The sequence below is a fragment of the Bradyrhizobium sp. genome, from assembly GCF_050014615.1.
GTDB lineage: Bacteria > Pseudomonadota > Alphaproteobacteria > Rhizobiales > Xanthobacteraceae > Bradyrhizobium.
Genome location: NZ_JBEKCZ010000001.1, coordinates 32,009 through 52,322 on the forward strand (window position 1 = coordinate 32,009; position 20,314 = coordinate 52,322).

Consider the following 20,314-nt stretch of genomic DNA (forward strand, 5'->3'; position numbering starts at 1 on the left):
CGCCGCTTTGTACATTTGTGATGTTTTTGGCGCCGCGTGACCGGTCGCGCTTTCGCTTTCCCTGACCCCGATTTTACCAATTCGGCCGGCGACAAACAAACAAAACAGTTGTCATTCGTTCAAGACGCGATCCGCCATATCAATAGATTGGCGGCGAAGACAGCCGCATTCTGGAAGGTTTTACCATGGCGACAATCACGACCAAAGACGGCGTAGAGATCTACTACAAGGACTGGGGCAAGGGTCAGCCCATCGTATTCAGCCATGGCTGGCCGCTGTCGGCCGATGACTGGGATACCCAGATGATGTTCTTCCTTCATCACGGCTATCGCGTCATTGCCCATGACCGCCGCGGCCACGGCCGCTCCAGCCAGGTCGCGGATGGTCATGACATGGATCATTATGCGGACGACCTTGCGGCGGTGACGGCGCATCTCGATCTGAGCAACGCCATCCATGTCGGTCATTCCACCGGCGGCGGCGAGGTGGTGCATTATCTGGCACGACATGGCGAGAGCCGGGTGGCGAAGGCTGCGATCGTCAGCGCGGTGCCGCCGCTGATGGTGAAGACGTCAGCCAATCCCGGCGGTCTTCCCAAAGAGGTATTTGACAATTTTCAGGAACAGACCGCGATCAATCGCGCGCAATTCTATCGCGACGTCGCGGCCGGTCCGTTCTATGGCTACAACCGGCCGGGCGCCAAGGCCTCGGAAGCCGTGATCCAGAATTGGTGGCGCCAGGGCATGATGGGCGGCGCGAAAGCACATTACGACGGCATTGTCGCGTTCTCGCAGACCGATTTCACCGAGGATCTCAAGAAGATCACCGTGCCGGTGCTGGTGATGCATGGCGATGACGATCAGATCGTTCCCTATGCCGATGCCGGGCCATTGTCGGCAAAACTCCTGAAGAACGGGACGCTGAAGACCTACAAGGGTTTTCCGCATGGCATGCCCACCACGGAAGCAGCCACCATCAACGCCGACCTGCTTGCGTTCATCAAGGGGTGAGCCGCCAGGCTTGTCTAATTTTTCCAATGCCATCGTGGGTAAAGATGCCCCTACAACGGAGAGGCAATATGTCGAAACTCGAAATGCTGACCCCGCAAAACAGCGCCATCGCCCTGATCGACTATCAGCCCGCGATGTATCAGGGCGTGCAGTCGCACGACCGGCTGGTGGTCTTCAACAACATCCAGATCTTGGCCAAAGCCGCCAAGCTGTTCAAGATCCCGACGGTGCTGACCACCGTCGCCAAGGATTCGTTTTCGGGCCCGTTCATGCCCGAAGTCATCGAACTGTTTCCCAAACACGATATCATCGACCGCACCTCGATGAATTCCTGGCTCGATCCGAACTTCCGCAAGGCGGTCGCCGCGACCGGGCGGAAGAAATTCGTCATCGCCGGCCTGTGGACCGAAGCCTGCGTGATGTTTCCGACGCTGGATATGCTCAGGGAGGGCTACGAGATCTATATTCCCGCCGACGCCTGCGGGGATCTGTCGATCGAGGCGCATAACCGCTCGATGGACCGCGCGGTGCAGGCCGGGGCGATCCCGATCACATCCTGTCAATATGTGTTCGAGCTTCAGCAGGATTGGGCGCGCTCGGAGACCTATGAGGGCGTGATGGACATCCTGCGGGCGCATTCGCCTTATGGAATCCAGGTCCGTTTCTCGAAATGGGCACTCGGCGAACACGCGTCCGAGGGCGGACCCAAAGCGGCTTAAAATGGCGGCTTGAAAACGACGGGGGACGGCGAGGAGGAATCATGAAGACCTATCTGATATCGGCCGGCGCCGGCATTCTGGTCGGCGTTATCTACAGCCTCCTCAATGTGCGCTCGCCGGCGCCTCCGCTGGTCGCGCTCGTTGGTCTGCTCGGCATTCTCGTCGGCGAGCAAGCTATCCCGGTAGGTAAGCAACTTCTGTCAGGCAGCGGCATCGCCGCCGCCTGGCGCCAGGCTCAATGCGCCCCGCATATTTTCGGTTTGCTGCCGGGCCGCCACGCGGATGCAGCAGCCGTGGCACCCAGGATTCCCGAGGAGAAACGCTCATGAATTCACCGTCGCCCGATCTCATTCTTCACCGCGGCCTTTTCACGACGCTCGACCGGAGTAATCCAACCGCCAGCGCGGTTGCGATCAAGGACGGCGCGTTCACGGCCGTCGGTCACGATCACGAGATCATGAAGCTCGTGGGGTCTTCGACCAAGGTGATCGACCTCAGGGGCAAGCGCGTCCTGCCGGGACTGATCGATAATCATCTCCATATCATCCGCGGCGGACTCAACTTCAACATGGAGCTGCGCTGGGACGGCGTGCGCTCGCTCGCCGATGCGATGAACATGCTGAGGCGGCAGGTCGCGATCACGCCCGCGCCGCAATGGGTGCGCGTGGTCGGCGGCTTTACCGAGCATCAATTCACCGAAAAACGGCTGCCAACGATCGATGAACTCAATGCCGTCGCGCCCGATACGCCGGTGTTCCTGTTGCATCTCTATGACCGCGCGATATTGAACGGCGCGGCGTTGCGGGCCGTCGGCTACACCAGGGACACGCCGGAGCCGCCCGGCGGCGAGATCACCCGCGATGCCAATGGCAATCCGACCGGACTTCTGCTGGCCAAACCCAATGCCAACATTCTCTACGCGACACTGGCCAAGGGTCCCAAGCTGCCGTTCGAATACCAGGTCAACTCCACCCGGCATTTCATGCGCGAGCTGAACCGCCTCGGCGTGACCGGCGCGATCGATGCCGGCGGCGGGTTCCAGAATTATCCTGATGACTACGCCGTCATTCAAAAGCTCAGCGATGAAGGACAGCTCACGATCCGCCTGGCCTACAATCTCTTCACGCAAAAGCCGAAGGGCGAGAAGGACGACTTTCTCAACTGGGCCAAAACCTCGACATACAAACAGGGCACCGACTATTTCCGGCACAATGGCGCCGGCGAGATGCTGGTGTTTTCGGCCGCCGACTTCGAGGATTTTCGGGTGCCGCGCCCCGACATGCCCCAGGAGATGGAAGGCGAGCTGGAAGAGGTCGTCCGCATCCTCGTGCAGAACAAATGGCCATGGCGGCTGCACGCGACCTATGACGAGACGATTTCGCGCGCGCTCGACGTGTTCGAGAAGGTGAACCAGGACACGCCGCTGGAAGGGCTGCACTGGTTTTTCGATCACGCCGAAACCATCTCGGATCAATCGATCGACCGCATCGCCGCCCTTGGCGGCGGCATCGCCGTTCAGCACCGCATGGCCTATCAGGGCGAGTATTTCGTCGAGCGCTACGGCTTTGGCGCGGCGGAGGCGACGCCGCCGGTTGCAAAGATGCTGGCGAAGGGCATCAAGACCTCGGCCGGGACCGACGCCACGCGCGTCGCCTCCTATAATCCGTGGGTGTCGCTGGCCTGGCTCGTCACCGGCAAGACCGTCGGCGGGTTGCGCATCACGCCGCAGCGTAATTGTCTCGATCGCGAGACCGCGCTGCGGATGTGGACCGAGAACGTCACCTGGTTCTCGAACGAGGAAGGCAAGAAGGGCCGTATCGAGGTGGGTCAGTTGGCCGACCTGGTCGTCCCCGACCGCGATTTCTTCTCTTGCGCCGAAGCCGAGATTGCAGACACCACCTCGGAGCTGACGGTGGTCGGCGGCAAGGTCGTCTATGCCGCGGGTGACTTCAAAGCCCATGACGAGGCTGTGCCTCCGCCTGCAATGCCGGACTGGTCGCCGGTGCGGAGCTTCGGCGGTTACGGCGCCTGGGGCGCGCAGGACAAGCCCGCTGCGGCGATGCGGATGCAGGCCATGCGCCTGTGCGGCTGCGCCAACAGTTGCACGATCCATGGCCATGATCACGCCACCGCCTGGTCGGCCAAATTGCCGATCGCGGATCTCAAGAGTTTCTGGGGCGCGCTCGGCTGCGCCTGCTGGGCGGTTTGACCGCTATCTTCGATTTGCCGCAAAATCTACCATCTTCCAAAATCTACCATCTTCAAGGAGTCGGTTTATGCGCTTTCCTGTCATTGTTTGTGCCGTTCTCGCCGCCATGGGCTCGATCCCTGTTGTTGCGCGCGATGCATCACCGCTGATCGGGGTAGGCTCGCAGTACGACACGACGCATGTCTATGTCGCACCCGATGACGTGGATAAATTCGTGGCAAGCTTCACGGCCACCTTCGGCGGTCAAAGCACCAAACAAGTGGTCGCAACCGTAACGCCGACCCCGAGCAGCACGACCTCGCAACTGATCCAGACTCCCGTTGGCACCGTCTCGCTGTTCGGCTTCAAGACACCGATTCCCTATCCTTTCGGGACCGAGCGCACGGGTTATCTGGTCACGGATATGGATGCCGCGATCAAAGCCGCGCGTGCGGCGGGTGCCGACGTTGTGGTGACGGCATTCCCCGATCCAATCGGCCGCGATGCCGTGATTCAATGGCCGGGCGGCGTGAACATGCAGATCTACTGGCACACGACCAAGCCCTCCTATGCGGTTTCCCAGACGGTGCCTGACAACCGCGTCTATGTTTCTCCTGACCGGGCCGACGCCTTCGTAAAAAGCTTTCTCCGATTTTCGCATGGCAAGGTCGCTTCGGATAACCCGCATGCATCAGGCGTGGAAATCGGCCGCGCCGGCGATACCTACCGGCGCATCCGGATCGAATCCGTTTTCGGCAAGATCACCGTGCTGGTGACGGATGGTCATCTCCCGTATCCGTATGGCCGGGAGATGACGGGCTACGAGGTCGCAAATCTAGCCGACGCACTCGGCAAGGCGAAAGCCTCGGGCGCAACTGTTTTGATCGATGCCTTCAATTCGGATCACCGGGAGATGGCGATGGTGCAATTTCCGGGAGGTTATGTCGCAGAGCTGCATGCCGCGGCGAAATGAACGACTAACCTTGGGGCGCATAAGTTGTCGCCCCGCATCTCGTATTTGCGTTAGGCTGGTGAGATTAATCCCTCGGCGGGATCGCACACAGCGAAAAAGATAAAGGAAAAGAGCCTTCCGATGCGCCGAATGAAAACCATTGAAATCGCCGCCATTTTGGTCGCCGCTGCCGTCATGTCAGCCGCGGGTGCCCGCCCTCTCGACAAGGCGGAACAGTTTGCTGTTGGCGCACAATACGGCAGCACTCATGTCTATGTCGCGGCCGCAGACATGGACCGCTTCACTGCCAGCTTTCTGGCGACCTTCGGCGGAAAGAGCTCGCAGCCATCGGTCCTCACGGTCACGCCGACCCCGAGCACCACGAACTGGCAGGCGCTCACAACGCCGGTGGGTCTGGTATCGCTGTTCGGATTCACAACGCCGATTCCATATCCGTTTGGCCAGGAACGCACCGGCTATCTTGTGACGGACATGGATGCCGCGGTGCGCGCCGCCAAGAAGGCAGGTGCCGCTGTTGTTGTGACGCCGTTTCCCGACGGAATAGGCAGGGATGTCGTGGTCCAGTGGCCGGGCGGCGTCAATATGCAGTTCTATTGGCACACCAAGGCGCCTTCCTACCCTCCGCTGCAGACCGTCCCGGAGAACCGGGTATATGTCGCGTCCGAGGCAGCGGCGAGTTTTATTCGAAGCTTTGTCAGCTTCGCCCATGGCAAAATTGTCTCGGATAACGCGCAAGCGCCGGGCGCGGAAATCGGGCGGCCGAGGGATACCTATCGCCGTGTCAGGATCGAAACGACGTTCGGCAAGATCACCGTTCTGGTGACCGACGGCCATCTACCATATCCCTACGGCCATGAAACGATGGGATACGAAGTGGCGGACGTCAGTGAAACTCTGACAAAGGCAAAGGCGTCTGGCGCATCGGTCCTGGTCGACTCGTTCAAAGCGGACGGGCGTGAAGCGGCTGTCTTGCAATTTCCGGGGGGCTACATTGCCGAGATCCATTCCTCGGCCAAGTGAGGGCGTATCCTTTCTCGTCGCAATGTCGCTCGCCGGCCTGGTCGTGCTTGCCGTCTCAACCGGCGGCGCAACGGCAGAAGAAAGCGCGAGTCCTGCTGAGGCAGCGGCGAAACCGACGCGCCCGGCAATTTTGCCCAACCGTTGGCAAGAGGATTGGTCGGCACTGGCCGATCCGGCATTGCGGACCGAACCCTGGGACAGCCTTAAATACATCCCGCTTTTTGTCACCGATCCCAAAAGCTACGTTTCGTTTGGAGCGACACTTCGGGAGCGGTTTGAATCAAACAACGCCCCAAACTTCGGGGTCGGGAAAGTCGCCGGCGACGATTATTTACTGCAGCGACTTCAGATCAGCGCCGACATCCATCTCAACGCACACTGGCAGATTTTCACCGAGATCGAGGACGACAGGGCATTCGACAAGGCCAGTATTTCTCCGGCAGACCAGGATCCGCTTGATTTGCGCCTTGCGTTTGTCGCCTATACCAACACCTTTGCGGACGGCACCTTCAATGCCCGCGTTGGACGGCAGGAATTTAATTTCGACCTGCAACGCTTCGTCTCCTCACGTGACGGCCCGAACGTCCGGCAGGCATTCGATGCCGCCTGGGCAGATTGGGTAACCGGTCCGTGGAAGTTCATCGGTTTTGTCAGCCGGCCGGTTCAATACCTCGATTACGGTACTTTCAATGACTACTCGGATAATTCCTTTCGTTTCAGCATGCTGCGGGTCGAGCGGCAGGTTTCCAGCACCATAGATTTGTCTGCCTACTATGCTTTGTACGAACGGGACAACGCTCAATACCTCGATGCTGTCGGAATTGAGCATCGGAATGTTTTCGATACCCACTTCGCGGGGCGCCTTCAGAACGTGGACTGGGATCTTGAGGCGATGGCGCAGACCGGAGAGGTCGGTGCGAAGGAAATCCGCGCGTGGGCTTTGGGTGGCCGCACGGGCTACACGTTCGCTAATCTGGCATGGAGCCCCAGAATCGGGCTTCAAGCCGACGCAGCCTCGGGTGACAATCATCCGAACGACAACAAGATAGAAACCTTCAATCCCTTATTTCCAAACGGCTATTATTTCACACTGGGCGGGTACACCGGCTACACGAACCTCATCCATTTGAAACCCTCCATCACCGTGAATCCGGTTGCGGGCTTTTCCGTTATGGCTGCCGTTGGTTTGCAATGGCGACAAACGATTGCCGACGCCGTCTATGTACAGACCAATGCGGTTCCGGGCACCGCCGGTACCGGCGGACTTTGGACCGGCGCTTATGGTCAACTACGCGTGGATTACCGGTTTAACGCCAATCTGACCGGGGCAATTGAGGCGGTGCACTATCAGATTGGTGAAACGGTACGCCAGGCCGGCGGCCACGATAGTGACTACCTCGGAATCGAGCTGAAATATTCGTTGTGATGGGTCGCCGAACTTTGTATCTCAACACCGCATCTGAACAAGGCATCCAATGGCGTCCGCACCACTCAGAATGACGCTTCCGCTGCTGCTCAGCCTGAACGCGGGATTCGTCGATACCGCCGGATTTCTGGCCTTGCAGGGATTGTTCACCGCGCATGTCACCGGAAATTTCGTCACGCTAGGAGCGTCGCTGGTGCTGGGGACATCGGGTGCGGTCGCAAAGCTGCTGGCGCTTCCGGTATTCTGCGCGGTGGTGATCGCAACACGCCTGCTGAGTTCGGCGCTGCTGCGACGAAAGCTCCCCACACTGCGGATCATCCTCGGCTCGAAAGTCGTTCTCCTCATTGCCGGCGCGGCGCTGGCGATCCATTTTGGCCCTTTTGGCAATGGCGATGCCTGGCAGGCGGTCGTGACCGGAATGGTGCTGGTGGCGGCGATGGCGATCCAGAACGCGGCCCATCGCATTCATCTCGGCAGCGCGCCGCCTTCGACGCTGATGACCGGCACGACCACGCAAATCATGATCGACCTCGCCGACATGATTCAGGCCCCGAAGTCCGACAATGCCGAGCGTCCGGGCGCGCGGGTACTGAGGATGTCGGCCAATATAGCCGTGTTCGCGGCAGGCTGCGCCGCGGCGGCCGTTCTATATGCGCGTATCGGCGTCTGGTGCTTTGTGGTGCCGCCGGCGCTGGGCTTCGCGGCGCTGTGCCAGCGAATGGCGGCGGCAGGAAACGATCCGCACTGACAGGTGAGGGCCTGTATACTCTGTCATGACGAATCAGGCAGCCCCGTCGCGCGCTCCCGCGCGATCACGAAACCGAGATCAATAGCTGCCGCAAAAGCAGGCTCCAACCGCAGGCCAAGATCATTGTGAGTGCCCCCGCAACCCGCCCATCTGCCATTGCGCGAATTCGGGCATTATTGAACCAACCCACCCATCACTATCGCCCGGCAACCACGATCTTTCTCGATCTGAATGTCGATCGCGTCGCAGACGAATTACGGCTTGGCGCGCTTGGAACCGAACGTGGCTCGCAGAACCGGCCGACCAGCGACGCGCAGACCCTGGACGATGTTGAACATCAGATCGTCGAGAAAATCGAGGCGCACAAGCAGGATTCCAACGTCATTTATCTCGATCACGTTCACACCTACGACGAACGCCTGACCGCGCTCAGTTTCGAGGAACGCTTTGCGACCATTCAACAGGCCGCGCCTGAAGCGGTGGGCGATTTTCGGGCCGAAGCCACCATCGGCCGCGATGAGCTGTTCGTGTTGCGTCGCCGTCTCAACGAATCGGAGATCGAGCGCGAGCGTTTTCGCGCGCGTCACCGCATCGAGCGTCCGGCACGCCTGGCAAGCCCCGGCAAGGTCATCCTGAAGATCGGCGTGCTGGCCATCCTGTTCATCATCGAGGTGGTGATCAACGGAAGCTTTCTCGCCAAGGCGAACCTCGGCGGCTTGCTCGGTGGCGCCGCGCAAGCGGTGACTTTCGCCGCGTTGAATATCATCGCCAGCTTTTTCTGGGGAATGGTGCTGATCAGGCTTGTCAATCGCCGAAACTATTTCCTGAAGCTGATCGGCCTGCTGTCGTTCCTGGCCTATCTCGCTTTCGCAGCGGCCCTCAACCTGACGCTCTCACACCTGCGCGAGATTCCACCCGCCATCAGCCTGAGTGACAACGTCGGACAGGAAGTCCTGCATCGGTTGCTGACCGCACCCCACGCGCTCACCGATATCAATTCATGGGTTCTGTTCGCGATCGGCTTTATCTTCTCGCTGATCGCGATGGCCGACGGCCTGCTGTTTTTCGATCCCTACATCGGCTATGCCGGCCTCGAGCGGCGATGGATCGAGGCGACCAGGCAATTTGCCAACGCGCGAAGCGAATTGATCGAGCGGCTTCGGGATATTCGCGAGGATGCGACCGAAGCGATGAACGAGGCCGCGCGCGACCTCTCGGTTCGGCGCAGTGAATATGACGCGCTCTTGCAGGGGCGGGCCCGCCTGGCCCAGCGCTTCGACCATCATCAAAACCAAATCGAGCAGACCTGCCGCGCTTTGCTCGAAATCTATCGAGAAGCCAACCGCAGATCCCGCTCTATTGCGGCCCCGGACTATTTTACCAGGGCCTACGCCCTGGCGCGCATCAGCTATGCCGGCGGCGAGCCGGATTCCGGCGCGCGCGAAAGCCTCCGAAAGATGATTGTCGAAACCCAGGAGCTGCTGAACCAGCAGATCAAGGCGATCCACGAAGCCTTCGACAATGCCGTTCGCACCTATCGCGAGATCGACGAACTGCTGCCCGAGAAACTACCGGAGAAGAAGAATGGCTAGGCGGCGTCCCCGGCAACGCGGCACCTCCGGGCTTGGCTGGTCGGGCCTGGGCGGAGCCGTGCTGCTGCTGCTGGCAATTATATCCGGCGGGGCGCTTGGCTATTTCTATTTCTCGGCGCCCGCGCGACCGGCCCTCGACCCTCAGAGTCTGTGTCCCGTCAGCGGGCCGCAAGGTATTACCGTTGTCCTCGTCGACACTTCGGATGACTTGCCGGAGACGACACGCCGCGAGGTCCTCGGCGAGCTCGACGATATGATCACGATGCTGCCGCCGTTCTATAAACTTGACATTCGTGTGCTGGATATCGCGGGCGTTCGCAGCCGTTCGCTGTTCTCGAAATGCAATCCCGGTGACGGCGCGGGCCTGAGCGAATGGACCGACAATCCGCGCATCGCGCGGCTGCGGTGGATCGAGGATTTTCGAAAGCCCGCCGCGGAGGCGGTGAAAAGCAGCGTCGCAGCCGCGAAGGCGAACAGTTCCCCGATCATGGCCGCGATCCAGGACATCGCCATCGATCAATTCTCCAGCGCCAAAAGCCAGAGCGTCAAAAAAACGCTCTATATCATTTCCGACATGATCGAATTCACCAGGGATTACGGTCAATATCCCCGCGCCGGCGATTTGTCGTTTCAGCGCTACCGGCAATCCCCGGCCTACCTGAAGTTTCGTACCGACCTGCATGGTGCTACCGTCAGCATTCGATACGTGACCAGGCAATCGAATGGACAGCCGCTGATCGACGGTACCAAACACATGGAGTTCTGGAAGGATTGGATCGAAGAAAACCGCGGCGCGTTCGGTGGCGTCAAACGGCTGCAGGGGGCTTGACGCATGGCGGCTTCCGAAACCCGACCCGTTCTGCCGCCCGGCCTGCTGAGCGGCGTATTGTTCTTCGCCGTCGTGATCACCGGCAGCGGCTACATCATTTTTTCGAAACTTAACGACTTCGGCGCCTTCGCGGTGACGTCGGTCCCGGTTCTGATCATGATCGGATATGCCATTCTGCTCGGGGCACGCCTGTTCCGGCTGCGTGACGACCAGTCCGGCGACAATCTTTATTATATGGGGTTCCTGTTCACGCTAACGAGTCTCGCGGTGTCGCTCTATCAGTTCTCCGCCGCGGGCTCGGCCGAGCAGATCGTCCAGAATTTCGGGATTGCGATCGCCTCGACCATCGCCGGCATTACCTTACGGATTCTTTTCAACCAGATGCGGCGCGATCCGGTCGAAGTCGAAGCGACCGCGAGGCTGGAGCTGGCCGAAGCCTCACGGCGGGTGAAGCGCGAACTTGAAAGCGCCATCCTGGAATTCGGCTATTTCCGGCGCATGACCCAGCAATCCATCACCGACGCACTCGACGAGGTGCAGGAAAGCATCGGCGCGGCACATCAGCAATTTGCCGGCGAACTACAGAAGCTTGCCGCGACCACGAGCAGTCCATTCGAAGAGGCGTCCAAAAGGTCCGGGGAAACCCTGGACGGTCTAAACGAAAGGACAATTCAAGTGCTCGACGTGTCCAAACAGCTGGTCCAGGAAGGCGAACAGCTCGCAAAAAGCACCACGAGCATCGTACAGGCAATCGATGCCCTTTTTGCCAAACTCGCATCGCACCAATCCCCTGAACAGATCATCGACTCCAAGCTGGCACCCATGATTGAAAGTCTGACCCTCGCAGTCAATTCGCTCACCGCCAGCGCTGAAACTCAGGCCAGGAACGCAGAGATCAATCTTGAGCACGCCCAAAGCGTCGTTGTTGCCATCAACCAGCTGTTGCAGGAAGTACATGCCGCGGAGGCGACGCGTTCGATCGCGGGACCCCGGGTTTCAGCAAGTCGCGACCGATAAACCCTTAAGAAGAAGCGAGTTCGGCCATGGACGGACAGATATTGCAGCAGCGTTCATCGTACCAGCGGGGCCTGGTGCTCGGCCTGACCATGGCCGAAATCATGATCCTGCTGGTGTTTTGCCTGTTGATCGCGATGGCGACATTTCTGAAGCGGGAAGAGACCAGGCGCATCGCCGCCGAACAACAGCTTCAACAACAGATACTTCAGAATGAGCGCAGCCGCGACGTCGTCGCTTCGCTTCAAAAAAGCGCCGATCTCGCCGAAAAGTTTCAAAGCCTGTCCGGCCTTCGCGATCCGCAGGCGATTGACCAGTACTGGCGCGAACTTGTCGACAGCAAGACTGTTGTCAACGAGATCGAGAAAAGCGGCGTGACGGTCGCGGAACTCCGCGAAGGCATCGCCAACGCCGCGGCCCTCCACTCCAACGGCATCGATGTGGGCAAAGCCATTCGCGATTCGGAGTTCGTGGCCGCAATCAACCGCGCGATGACAAAGCCGGGGGACGCGCCGGTCCCGACGCAAACCGTCCTGGATACCATCGCGCGAGGCTTGGCAGCCGGATCCGGTGGCCATCAATGGCCTCCCATCATCCGGATGAGCGAGGCCGACGGCTATTTCTTCAAGTCCGGAAGCGCCGAGTTGTCTGCGACCTTCCATGATGCGCTTATCACTGAAACGCCCGGCGAGATTCTCAAATACATCCGGAAGTATGACGTTGACGTCATCGAGGTCGTCGGCCACACCGATGAACGACCTGTTGGGGTACGCCAGTCATCCAACCTTGACCGGGATCTGCTGTCGGTCCTGAAAAATACCGCCGGTGTCGCCAGCCTTACCCCTGCCGACAATGCAGGGCTTGGACTGGCCCGAGCCGTCGCGGTAGTCAGCGTATTGCGCCAGAGCCCTTTGCTGGCGGGGTACAAATTGATCCCGTTGTCCGGCGCCCAGCTTGTAAATGTCGACGAGACGCTTGCGATAGCGGGATCACCCGGCGATATTCAGCAACGGCGTCGCATCGAAATCCGCTTGCGCAAATCCGCGCCAAACGACGCGACCGCAAGCATCCCGCATGCGCCGGTCGCCGTGCCGCTCGCCGGATCGGAAACGCGGTAAGGTGGAAAAATGAAAAATATACTGCGCTCCTTGTTTGTCACTCTCTCCACCTGCACCGCATTCCCGGCGCATGCCAATGATCCGTCGATGGTCGAGCGGCACGTCCTCTCGCGCGACAATGTCGATATCGAGGTGCTGTCGCAGGGCTCGGGTCCCGCGATCGTGCTGCTGCCTTCCCTGGGCCGATCAGGCGAGGACTACGATTTGGTTGCCACCATGCTGGCGTCCGAGGGATTCAGGGTGCTTCGGCCGCAGCCTCGGGGGATTGGGCGCAGCAAGGGACCGATGGACGGCTTGACCATGCACGATCTGGCGGCCGACGTCGCAGGGGTCATCGAGCATGAAGATAAAGGTGCGGTGATTGTCGTCGGGCACGCCTTCGGCAATTTTGTCGCCCGTCAGATCGCCGCCGACCGGCCTGACCTGGTGCGAGGCGTGGTGGTCGCGGCTGGCTCCGCCGGCAAGGTTCCTCCGGGCTCGACTGAAAAGCCGATAGGCCCCGACATCCGGCAGGCGATCGACGGCCCCTCCGACCTGTCGCTCCCTGAATCGAAGCGCCTGGAGTACCTGCAGATCGCATTCTTTGCGCCCGGCAACGACGCCAGGGTCTGGCTGGGCGGATGGAATGCCGAGGTGCACCACATGGAATCGCACGCGCGCGAGCATACCCCGGTCGATGATTACTTTGCCGCCGGCTCAGCGCCCGTTCTGGACCTTCAGGCCGAACAGGATCCGGTGGCCCCCCGCCGCTTTGCAGGTGTGCTCAAATCGCTGCTGGGAGACCGGGTGACGATTGTCGTGATTCCCAATGCGAGCCATGCGCTGTTTCCCGAACAGCCCAAGGCGGTCACGCAGGCGATCGCGACATTCGCCCGGCGGCTTTACGGAATCTGACTCGAAGTCGCGTCTGCCGGCGGCGCTGCCGATCAAGTCCTTGTTTTGCCGCTGCCGTTTTTCTCGCCGGCGCGGCGCAAGGCGTCAGCGAGCGCTCCGCCGCCCGACGGCTCCTGCGGCTTGCGCGGCGCCGACGATGTCATGGAAGCGCGGGAATTGTCGCGCGGCAGGCCTTTCGCCTGAGACGCCTTGCCGCCCACTTCGTCATCGAGACGCAGGGTCAACGCGATACGCTTGCGAGCGACCTCGACCTCCAGCACCTTCACCTTGACGATGTCGCCCGATTTCACCACTTCGCGCGGATCCTTGATGAAGGTCTTCGACATCGCCGAGATGTGCACCAGCCCATCCTGATGCACGCCGATATCGACGAAGGCGCCGAACGCCGCGACGTTGGTGACCGTGCCTTCGAGGATCATGCCGGGCTTGAGATCCTTCAGGGTCTCGACACCTTCCTTGAACACAGCGGCCTTGAAGGCCGGGCGCGGATCGCGGCCGGGCTTTTCCAGTTCGCGCAGAATATCGGTCACCGTCGGCAGGCCGAAGGTCTCGTCCACGAAAGTCTGCGGTTTCAATTGGCGCACGATCTCGGCATTGCCGATCAGCGCCTTGATGTCGCTTTTGGTCGCCGCGAGAATCCGCCTGACGACCGGATAGGCCTCCGGATGCACCCCGGAGGCATCGAGCGGGTCCACGCCGCCATTGATGCGCAGAAAGCCCGCGCATTGCTCGAAAGCTTTCGGCCCCAGTCGCGGCACCTGCTTCAGCGCCTTGCGCGAGTTGAACGGGCCATTGGCATCGCGATGCTGCACGATGCTTTGCGCGAGGCTGGACCCGATGCCTGACACCCGCGCCAGCAGCGGCGCGGAGGCGGTGTTGGCGTCGACGCCGACCGCGTTGACGCAGTCCTCGACGACGGCATCGAGTGAGCGCGCCAGCTTGGCTTCGCCGAGATCGTGCTGGTACTGGCCGACGCCGATCGCCTTCGGATCGATCTTCACCAGTTCGGCCAGGGGATCCTGCAGACGCCGCGCGATCGACACCGCGCCGCGCAAGGTGACGTCGAGTTCCGGCAATTCTTCCGATGCAAAGGCCGAGGCCGAATAGACCGAAGCGCCGGCTTCCGACACAACGATCTTCGACATTTTCAGATCCGGCAGCAATTTGACCAGGTCCATCGCCAGTCTGTCGGTCTCGCGCGATGCGGTGCCGTTGCCGATCGCGATCAGATCGACATGGTGTTGCACCGCCAATTTCCCCAGCGTCGCCAGCGCCTCGTCCCAGCGCTTTTGCGGCTCATGCGGATAGATCGCCGTGGTGGCCACCACCCTGCCGGTGGCATCGACGATCGCGACCTTGACCCCGGAGCGGAAACCGGGATCGAGGCCCATGGTCACGCGCGCGCCGGCCGGCGCCGCCAGCAGCAGGTCGCGCAAATTCGACGCAAACACGCGCACCGCTTCGGTTTCGGCCAGGGTCCACAGCCGCATCCGCAGGTCGATATTGAGATGCACCTGAATTTTGGTCCGCCACGCCCACCGCGCGGTCTCCACCAGCCAGCGATCGCCGGGGCGGCCCTGATCGGAAATGGCGAAGCGCTGCATGATCTGCAGCTCGTGGGAGCTGGGGATACCGGCGACCGCGACCTGTGCGTCCGGCAGAATCTGAAGGTCGAGGATCTCTTCCTTTTCGCCGCGGAACATCGCCAGAATGCGGTGCGACGGCAGTCTGTGCAACGGCTGGCTGAAATCGAAATAGTCCTTGAACTTCTCGCCTTCGGTTTTCTTGCCACGGCGCACGGTGGACGCCATCAGTCCATTCGACCACATCTGCTCGCGCAGCGTGCCGATCAGGTCGGCATCTTCGGCGAAGCGCTCCACCAGGATCGCGCGCGCCCCGTCAAGCGCGGCGGCAGCATCGGCGACCTGCTTGCCGGCATCGACGAAACCCGCAGCTACCAGCTGCGGATCGTTTTGCGGCTGCGTCAGCAGCAGTTCGGACAGCGGCTCGAGGCCGGCCTCTTTGGCAATCTCGGCCTTGCTGCGACGCTTCGGCTTGAACGGCAGATAGATGTCTTCCAGGCGCCCCTTGCTGTCGGCGGCGAGGATCGCCGCCTCCAGCGTGGCATCGAGCTTGCCTTGCTCGCGAACCGAATCGAGAATCGCGGCGCGACGCTCTTCAAGTTCGCGCAGATAGTTCAGGCGCTCCTCCAGCGTGCGCAATTGCGCATCGTCGAGCGCGCCGGTGATTTCCTTGCGGTATCGCGCCACAAACGGGACCGTGGCGCCGCCGTCGAGCAGCGCTACCGTCGCCTCGACCTGCTGCTCGCGGACGCCAAGTTCTTCCGCAATCCGTCGATTAATGCTTGCCACGCAAAATCTCTCTGAAGCGATCGCGGCGGATGAATTGTCGACCGCAGGGACACCGCTTATGGACCAACCCCGATTGATTCATCAACCCACCGCATCAAACAAATTGTCCTGTGGATGGACATCACTCACTCACCGGGCGAGCCAGCCGATGCGAACCCGGCTCGCTCGCATGGCGCGACAAGATAAAGGTGGATCGATGGCGCTTTAATGTGTAGACGAACGCTCCTTCTGGAGCACTCATGTCAATCTGCGGACTTGATTTTGGAACGTCGAACACGACGCTCGGCACCATCGAAGGCCGCGTGCCGGTTCTGGCCGCGCTGGAAATCGGCCAGACCACGATTCCCAGCGCCATCTTCTACGAAGTGGACGGCGCCGTGCTGATTGGCCGCAGGGCGATCGAAGCCTATGTCGAGGGCGCGCCCGGCCGCCTGATGCGCAGTCTGAAATCGGTGCTTGGTACCTCGCTGATCGACGAGACCACCCGGCTTGGACGCGAGCGCACCAGTTTTCGCGATGTGATTGCCTATTACCTCGGCGCGGTGAAACGGCGCGCCGAACAGGCCACCGGCCGGGAACTGCGCGATGTGGTGCATGGCCGGCCGGTGCATTTCGTCGATGACTCGCCGGAAGCCGACCGCAACGCGGAGCAAACCCTGCGGGAGATTGCGCGCGAGATCGGCTTCGATGAGGTCACTTTCCAGTTCGAGCCGATCGCGGCGGCGCTCGACTATGAGCGCCAGATCTCGACCGAGGAAGTCGCATTGATCGCCGATATCGGCGGCGGCACTTCGGATTTTTCGATTGTGCGTCTGGGGCCGCAGCGCCACCGCAGCGCCGATCGTGCTGCGGACATCCTCGCCAATGACGGCGTGCGCATCGGCGGCACCGATTTCGACCGCCAGCTCAGTCTCGGCGTCATCATGCCGCTGTTCGGCTTCGGCAGTCCCATGAAGCGGGCCGGACTCGATGTGCCATCGTATTATTTTCACGACCTCGCGACCTGGTCGAACATCAACCGCATGTACGAACCGCGCGTGATCGCGGATATCCGTCAGGTTCGGCAGGAAGCCAGTGAGCCGGCCCTGCTCGATCGGCTGGTGCGTGTGGTCGACGAACAGCGCGGCCATACGCTGGCGATGGAGGTCGAGGAAGCCAAGATTGCCCTGTCCGAGACGCGCAAGGCCGACATTCCGCTGGAATGGGTCGCGCCGGGCCTCAATGCCGCGATCAGCCGCCCCGATCTTGTCAGCCACACCCGGCAATTGGCCGAGCGCATCGCGACCCGGATCAAGGTCTGCCTTGCGCAGGCGCGACTATCCGCTGAAGACATCGACGCGGTGTTCCTGACCGGCGGTTCGGTGAGGCTCGCCCATGTCCGCAAGGCGATCACAAAGGCGGTGCCGTCGGCCCGCATCGTCGAAGGCGATACGTTCGGGGCGGTCGGCAAGGGCCTCACCCTTGAGGCGCTCCGACGCTATGGGCCGAGGGACTGAGATCGGCACGGCGACGTCTTTGCTGGAACACGCGCCGGCCCGCCAGGGATGGACCAGGCATCGTCCGGTTCAGTTTTCCGGTTCCCAATGCAATCATGCGCCGACAGCGGCAGCCTTTGTCTCATTCACACGTCAACCCGGGCGGAACCTGTTTCTGATTTTCGCTGATGATCTTGATGGTCTCTCTGCACAGGCTTCTATCCGGGTGCGCGTTGCAGACCTTGATCCATTCCGGAAGGTTTTTATCGTCCCCCTCCAGAAAAACCTGCGGAGCAATAATGATGGCCGCAGCGCTGGCGCAGGCATCGCTGGAAGGATTGGGGTCTGCGGGGGCCACTTCAGCTTCGTCGATCGGGGTTTCCGGCGCGGCGCGAGCCGAGACTGAATACAGACACAACGCGACGGTCAGGATCGTCCATGCAGACCTCATGAATGTCTCTCCGTCACGACGCTGATGCTTTTGTCTCGGCCATGATTTTGGCTATTCTTAGCGCAGCCGCAAGTCGGATATCAACGCGGGACGACAAGGACAGGTCAACGATCAGCGCTGAGGCGGAAGTTCATCTCGATCTTCGGGGCCGAGGTGCTGCTCGGAAATCGCCAGGGCAAATAGCCTGATGTGGGATCGGGATCGCTGGGCAGATCCAGCTGCCAGGTCTGCTCAGGAATACCGGGAAACTCCAGGGTTACGACCCTTCGGCTCGTCTTCCTCATGAGCGTCGTGCTGACGAGGATCACGCGGTGATCGCCATCCGTTCCGTGCCACGATTCGCCGAGCATGACGTAAGCATGTTGCTGCCCCTCCTCCACCTCGATGTGCACATCCGTCGCGTTTGGCGGCAAAGCCATTCCGGGCGGAAGTCGAAATTGCAGTTCGAGTGTCATGAAGCCGTGCGTGAGATAGGGCGAACGGATCAATTCGTACCAGGCCCACCAGGCGAGGCCTCCCGCGAGCGCCAGAACCGCGACGGCAAAAGTGGACGATACCCGCGTCCGCGCGGGAGCCGGTGCGGCGTCGGACCGCTCCGCATCGGGGGACGATGGACCTTGGGAGACGATGCCTATCTTGGCGAACAGCAGCACGCCGACGACGAAGCCGACTACGCCGCCGATCGGCCCGATGTTGAAAAATGCTCCCATGGCGATACCGCCATCGCGGTCCGGCCCCGCGAGGCCAAGCACGAGGGCGGCGAGCCCGAACCAGCCGGCGAGCAGTCCAATAACGCCGGACAGGAAACCGAGGATGATGCGCATAAATGGAAGCACCTGGAGCGGGTTCAGTCGACACGATAGCAGTTGCAACCGGTTTATCCAGTGATGATCCGGTTCGTGCCAACAGGCGACATTAGAAGTTCGACCGGTAGCCAATTGAGTCTATCAATGTAGTCGCCTGCATGACGCCGGCGATGTGACGATAGGTGACCGTCTGATGCTGAGGACCGTCACACGGAAGACGCGTCGTCAGTCGGCTCGCAACCCGGATAAATTTTGAACTGAGGTAGTGCGTCCGCGATCCCGTACCAAGGCGCTTTCGACGCCACGAAGACGTGGCGCTCGGGCCGCGCGTGCGGGTCGCCGTCAAGCGTACCGAGGGTGACGACCGTAGATTCGGGCTTGTCGAGGCGCCGGATGAACAGCTGTGAACCGCAGTTAGAGCAAAAGCACTTTCGGCGTTTGGGCGACGATTCGTACTCCGATATGAAATCCGCGCCAGACGATATGGTGAGTTTGTTAGTGGGGACGGTCGAATTCGCAGAGAACGCTGCACCGTGCGCCTTGCGACACATTGAGCAATGGCAGTATTCGGCGTTTTCAAGGGGAGCGGTGATTTCGTAGCGAACAGAACCACAGAGGCAACTGCCGAACAGCGCGCTGTCTTCCATGTGATATTACACCTTCGGTTGACTGCTCCGTCACAGGCCAAGCACTCGATCAAGAACAAGCACACGAAGCTCCGCGGCGCGGTTTATCAGGAGCTAAAGAGGTCAGCCGTCAATGGCCCGGATGGACAGCATCGTTGAGGTAGATGCAGGCGAGGATGGCGAAGACATAGGCCTGCAGGAACGCGATCAACAGTTCGAGCGCGGTTAGCGCGACGGTCAAGCCAAGTGGGAAGATCGCAGCAAGCCAGCCAATCAAGCCGAGAGTACCGAGCATACCGACAAAGCTCGCGAACACCTTCAGCGCGATGTGGCCCGCCAGCATATTGGCGAAAAGTCGTAGCGAATGCGAAACCGGCTTCACGAAGAAGAACGCAAGGATTTCGATCAGCACCACGAGCGGCAGAATGCCGATGGGGACACCCGACGGCACGAACAGCTTGAAGAATTTCAGGCCGTTCTTGTAGAGGCCGTAGAAAAGCACGATGAAGAACACCAACAGCGCCAGCGCTCCGGTGACGATGATGTGGCTTGAAACCGTGAAAGCGTAGGGAATGAGCCCGATCAGGTTCGAAACGCAGATGAACATGAACAGCGAGAATACCAGCGGAAAGAATTTCATGCCTTCCGGGCCGATCCTGCTCCTGATCATGCTCACAACGAATTCGTAACTGAGTTCAGCCAGCGATTGAAAACGCCCCGGAACAAGCTGCCGTCGGGCGGAGCCGCCGATCATCAGCAGCGAAATGACCGCCACTGAAGCGAACATATAAGCCGACGAATTGGTGAATGCGATTTCCTGTCCGCCAATGTGACCGATTGTGAAGAGCTTGGTGATCTGGAATTGATCAATTGGATCGACGGCCATTCGTCTCTCGGCCTCCAGGTTTCGCGAAACCGAAGCTTATACCCAGGCTCGGGAAAAACAATCCTTGGTTGAAGATCTTTCTTGGGGAAGGCCACCTCTGCATCTTCGCGCGGCAACGCTCGTTAGCGGATGACTTCCGGTTAGGGTCAAAAAGGAGACCTCGGCTT

At 60.6% G+C, this 20,314-nt stretch carries 19 protein-coding genes; 14 read left to right on the top strand and 5 right to left on the bottom strand.

Annotated elements, in window-relative coordinates; all coding sequences use genetic code 11:
- Positions 1–185: 185 nt before the first annotated feature.
- The 13 genes from ABR948_RS00155 (at position 186) to ABR948_RS00215 (ending at position 13,531) form a co-directional block, all read left to right on the top strand.
- Entirely contained in the window at positions 186–1,010 is an 825-nt protein-coding gene (locus tag ABR948_RS00155) for an alpha/beta fold hydrolase (RefSeq protein ID WP_428113035.1), read from the top strand.
- 68 nt (positions 1,011–1,078) lie between these two features.
- Positions 1,079–1,729, top strand: a complete 651-nt coding sequence (locus tag ABR948_RS00160) for a hydrolase (RefSeq protein ID WP_428113038.1) — start codon at positions 1,079–1,081, stop codon at positions 1,727–1,729.
- 41 nt (positions 1,730–1,770) lie between these two features.
- Positions 1,771–2,058 carry a XapX domain-containing protein gene (locus ABR948_RS00165; RefSeq protein ID WP_428113040.1) on the top strand — a complete coding sequence of 96 codons (288 nt, stop codon included), beginning with the start codon at positions 1,771–1,773 and terminating at the stop codon, positions 2,056–2,058.
- Complete coding sequence (locus ABR948_RS00170) at positions 2,055–3,938, top strand: amidohydrolase (protein WP_428113042.1); 1,884 nt, start codon at positions 2,055–2,057, stop codon at positions 3,936–3,938. The genes ABR948_RS00165 and ABR948_RS00170 overlap by 4 nt, the downstream gene beginning before the upstream one ends.
- Positions 3,939–4,005: 67 nt before the next feature.
- Complete coding sequence (locus ABR948_RS00175; RefSeq protein ID WP_428113138.1) at positions 4,006–4,890, top strand: glyoxalase; 885 nt, start codon at positions 4,006–4,008, stop codon at positions 4,888–4,890.
- A gap of 129 nt (positions 4,891–5,019) precedes the next feature.
- Positions 5,020–5,910 carry a glyoxalase gene (locus tag ABR948_RS00180; RefSeq protein ID WP_428113044.1) on the top strand — a complete coding sequence of 297 codons (891 nt, stop codon included), beginning with the start codon at positions 5,020–5,022 and terminating at the stop codon, positions 5,908–5,910.
- A 22-nt stretch (positions 5,911–5,932) separates the two neighbouring features.
- A complete protein-coding gene (locus ABR948_RS00185) occupies positions 5,933–7,336 on the top strand; it encodes an alginate export family protein (RefSeq protein ID WP_428113139.1) in 1,404 nt (467 codons plus the stop codon).
- 49 nt (positions 7,337–7,385) lie between these two features.
- Positions 7,386–8,084 (top strand): YoaK family protein, encoded by a 699-nt coding sequence (locus ABR948_RS00190; protein ID WP_428113046.1) that lies wholly within the window; start codon positions 7,386–7,388, stop codon positions 8,082–8,084.
- A 176-nt stretch (positions 8,085–8,260) separates the two neighbouring features.
- Positions 8,261–9,676 (top strand): hypothetical protein, encoded by a 1,416-nt coding sequence (locus tag ABR948_RS00195; RefSeq protein WP_428113047.1) that lies wholly within the window; start codon positions 8,261–8,263, stop codon positions 9,674–9,676.
- Positions 9,669–10,505 carry a hypothetical protein gene (locus ABR948_RS00200; RefSeq protein ID WP_428113049.1) on the top strand — a complete coding sequence of 279 codons (837 nt, stop codon included), beginning with the start codon at positions 9,669–9,671 and terminating at the stop codon, positions 10,503–10,505. The genes ABR948_RS00195 and ABR948_RS00200 overlap by 8 nt, the downstream gene beginning before the upstream one ends.
- 72 nt (positions 10,506–10,577) lie before the next feature.
- Positions 10,578–11,522, top strand: coding sequence for a hypothetical protein (locus tag ABR948_RS00205; protein WP_428113050.1), 945 nt, complete (start codon positions 10,578–10,580; stop codon positions 11,520–11,522).
- Positions 11,523–11,623: 101 nt separating this feature from the next.
- Positions 11,624–12,637, top strand: a complete 1,014-nt coding sequence (locus ABR948_RS00210; protein ID WP_428113053.1) for an OmpA family protein — start codon at positions 11,624–11,626, stop codon at positions 12,635–12,637.
- A 9-nt stretch (positions 12,638–12,646) separates the two neighbouring features.
- Positions 12,647–13,531, top strand: a complete 885-nt coding sequence (locus ABR948_RS00215; protein WP_428113054.1) for an alpha/beta fold hydrolase — start codon at positions 12,647–12,649, stop codon at positions 13,529–13,531.
- 32 nt (positions 13,532–13,563) lie between these two features.
- Here ABR948_RS00215 and ABR948_RS00220 read toward each other — a convergent pair whose 3' ends face one another.
- Positions 13,564–15,903 (bottom strand): Tex family protein, encoded by a 2,340-nt coding sequence (locus tag ABR948_RS00220; RefSeq protein ID WP_428113057.1) that lies wholly within the window; start codon positions 15,901–15,903, stop codon positions 13,564–13,566.
- A 239-nt stretch (positions 15,904–16,142) separates the two neighbouring features.
- Between ABR948_RS00220 and ABR948_RS00225 the strand changes: the two genes are divergently transcribed.
- Positions 16,143–17,399 (top strand): Hsp70 family protein, encoded by a 1,257-nt coding sequence (locus tag ABR948_RS00225; RefSeq protein ID WP_428113059.1) that lies wholly within the window; start codon positions 16,143–16,145, stop codon positions 17,397–17,399.
- 121 nt (positions 17,400–17,520) lie between these two features.
- Here the strand turns inward: ABR948_RS00225 and ABR948_RS00230 are convergent, their stop codons facing one another.
- From ABR948_RS00230 to ABR948_RS00245, 4 genes are all read right to left on the bottom strand, one after another.
- Positions 17,521–17,829, bottom strand: a complete 309-nt coding sequence (locus tag ABR948_RS00230; RefSeq protein WP_428113061.1) for a hypothetical protein — start codon at positions 17,827–17,829, stop codon at positions 17,521–17,523.
- Between the two features lie 104 nt (positions 17,830–17,933).
- Complete coding sequence (locus ABR948_RS00235; protein WP_428113063.1) at positions 17,934–18,767, bottom strand: hypothetical protein; 834 nt, start codon at positions 18,765–18,767, stop codon at positions 17,934–17,936.
- 74 nt (positions 18,768–18,841) lie between these two features.
- The gene (locus tag ABR948_RS00240; protein ID WP_428113065.1) at positions 18,842–19,282 is read right to left on the bottom strand and encodes a GFA family protein; all 441 of its coding nucleotides are present in this window, start codon (positions 19,280–19,282) and stop codon (positions 18,842–18,844) included.
- A 109-nt stretch (positions 19,283–19,391) separates the two neighbouring features.
- The gene (locus ABR948_RS00245; RefSeq protein WP_428113066.1) at positions 19,392–20,147 is read right to left on the bottom strand and encodes a F0F1 ATP synthase subunit A; all 756 of its coding nucleotides are present in this window, start codon (positions 20,145–20,147) and stop codon (positions 19,392–19,394) included.
- Positions 20,148–20,314 lie beyond the last annotated feature (167 nt).

Excerpts from the sequence above, each read along its gene's own strand:
- ABR948_RS00190 (WP_428113046.1), top strand. The coding sequence starts at position 7,386 with ATGGCGTCCGCACCACTCAGAATGACGCTTCCGCTGCTGCTCAGCCTG.
- ABR948_RS00200 (WP_428113049.1), top strand. The coding sequence starts at position 9,669 with ATGGCTAGGCGGCGTCCCCGGCAACGCGGCACCTCCGGGCTTGGCTGG.
- ABR948_RS00210 (WP_428113053.1), top strand. The coding sequence starts at position 11,624 with ATGATCCTGCTGGTGTTTTGCCTGTTGATCGCGATGGCGACATTTCTG.
- ABR948_RS00185 (WP_428113139.1), top strand. The coding sequence starts at position 5,933 with ATGTCGCTCGCCGGCCTGGTCGTGCTTGCCGTCTCAACCGGCGGCGCA.
- ABR948_RS00165 (WP_428113040.1), top strand. The coding sequence starts at position 1,771 with ATGAAGACCTATCTGATATCGGCCGGCGCCGGCATTCTGGTCGGCGTT.
- ABR948_RS00225 (WP_428113059.1), top strand. The coding sequence starts at position 16,143 with ATGTCAATCTGCGGACTTGATTTTGGAACGTCGAACACGACGCTCGGC.
- ABR948_RS00180 (WP_428113044.1), top strand. The coding sequence starts at position 5,020 with ATGAAAACCATTGAAATCGCCGCCATTTTGGTCGCCGCTGCCGTCATG.
- ABR948_RS00170 (WP_428113042.1), top strand. The coding sequence starts at position 2,055 with ATGAATTCACCGTCGCCCGATCTCATTCTTCACCGCGGCCTTTTCACG.
- ABR948_RS00160 (WP_428113038.1), top strand. The coding sequence starts at position 1,079 with ATGTCGAAACTCGAAATGCTGACCCCGCAAAACAGCGCCATCGCCCTG.
- ABR948_RS00215 (WP_428113054.1), top strand. The coding sequence starts at position 12,647 with ATGAAAAATATACTGCGCTCCTTGTTTGTCACTCTCTCCACCTGCACC.
- ABR948_RS00230 (WP_428113061.1), bottom strand. The coding sequence starts at position 17,829 with ATGAGGTCTGCATGGACGATCCTGACCGTCGCGTTGTGTCTGTATTCA.
- ABR948_RS00155 (WP_428113035.1), top strand. The coding sequence starts at position 186 with ATGGCGACAATCACGACCAAAGACGGCGTAGAGATCTACTACAAGGAC.
- ABR948_RS00175 (WP_428113138.1), top strand. The coding sequence starts at position 4,006 with ATGCGCTTTCCTGTCATTGTTTGTGCCGTTCTCGCCGCCATGGGCTCG.
- ABR948_RS00245 (WP_428113066.1), bottom strand. The coding sequence starts at position 20,147 with ATGGCCGTCGATCCAATTGATCAATTCCAGATCACCAAGCTCTTCACA.
- ABR948_RS00240 (WP_428113065.1), bottom strand. The coding sequence starts at position 19,282 with ATGGAAGACAGCGCGCTGTTCGGCAGTTGCCTCTGTGGTTCTGTTCGC.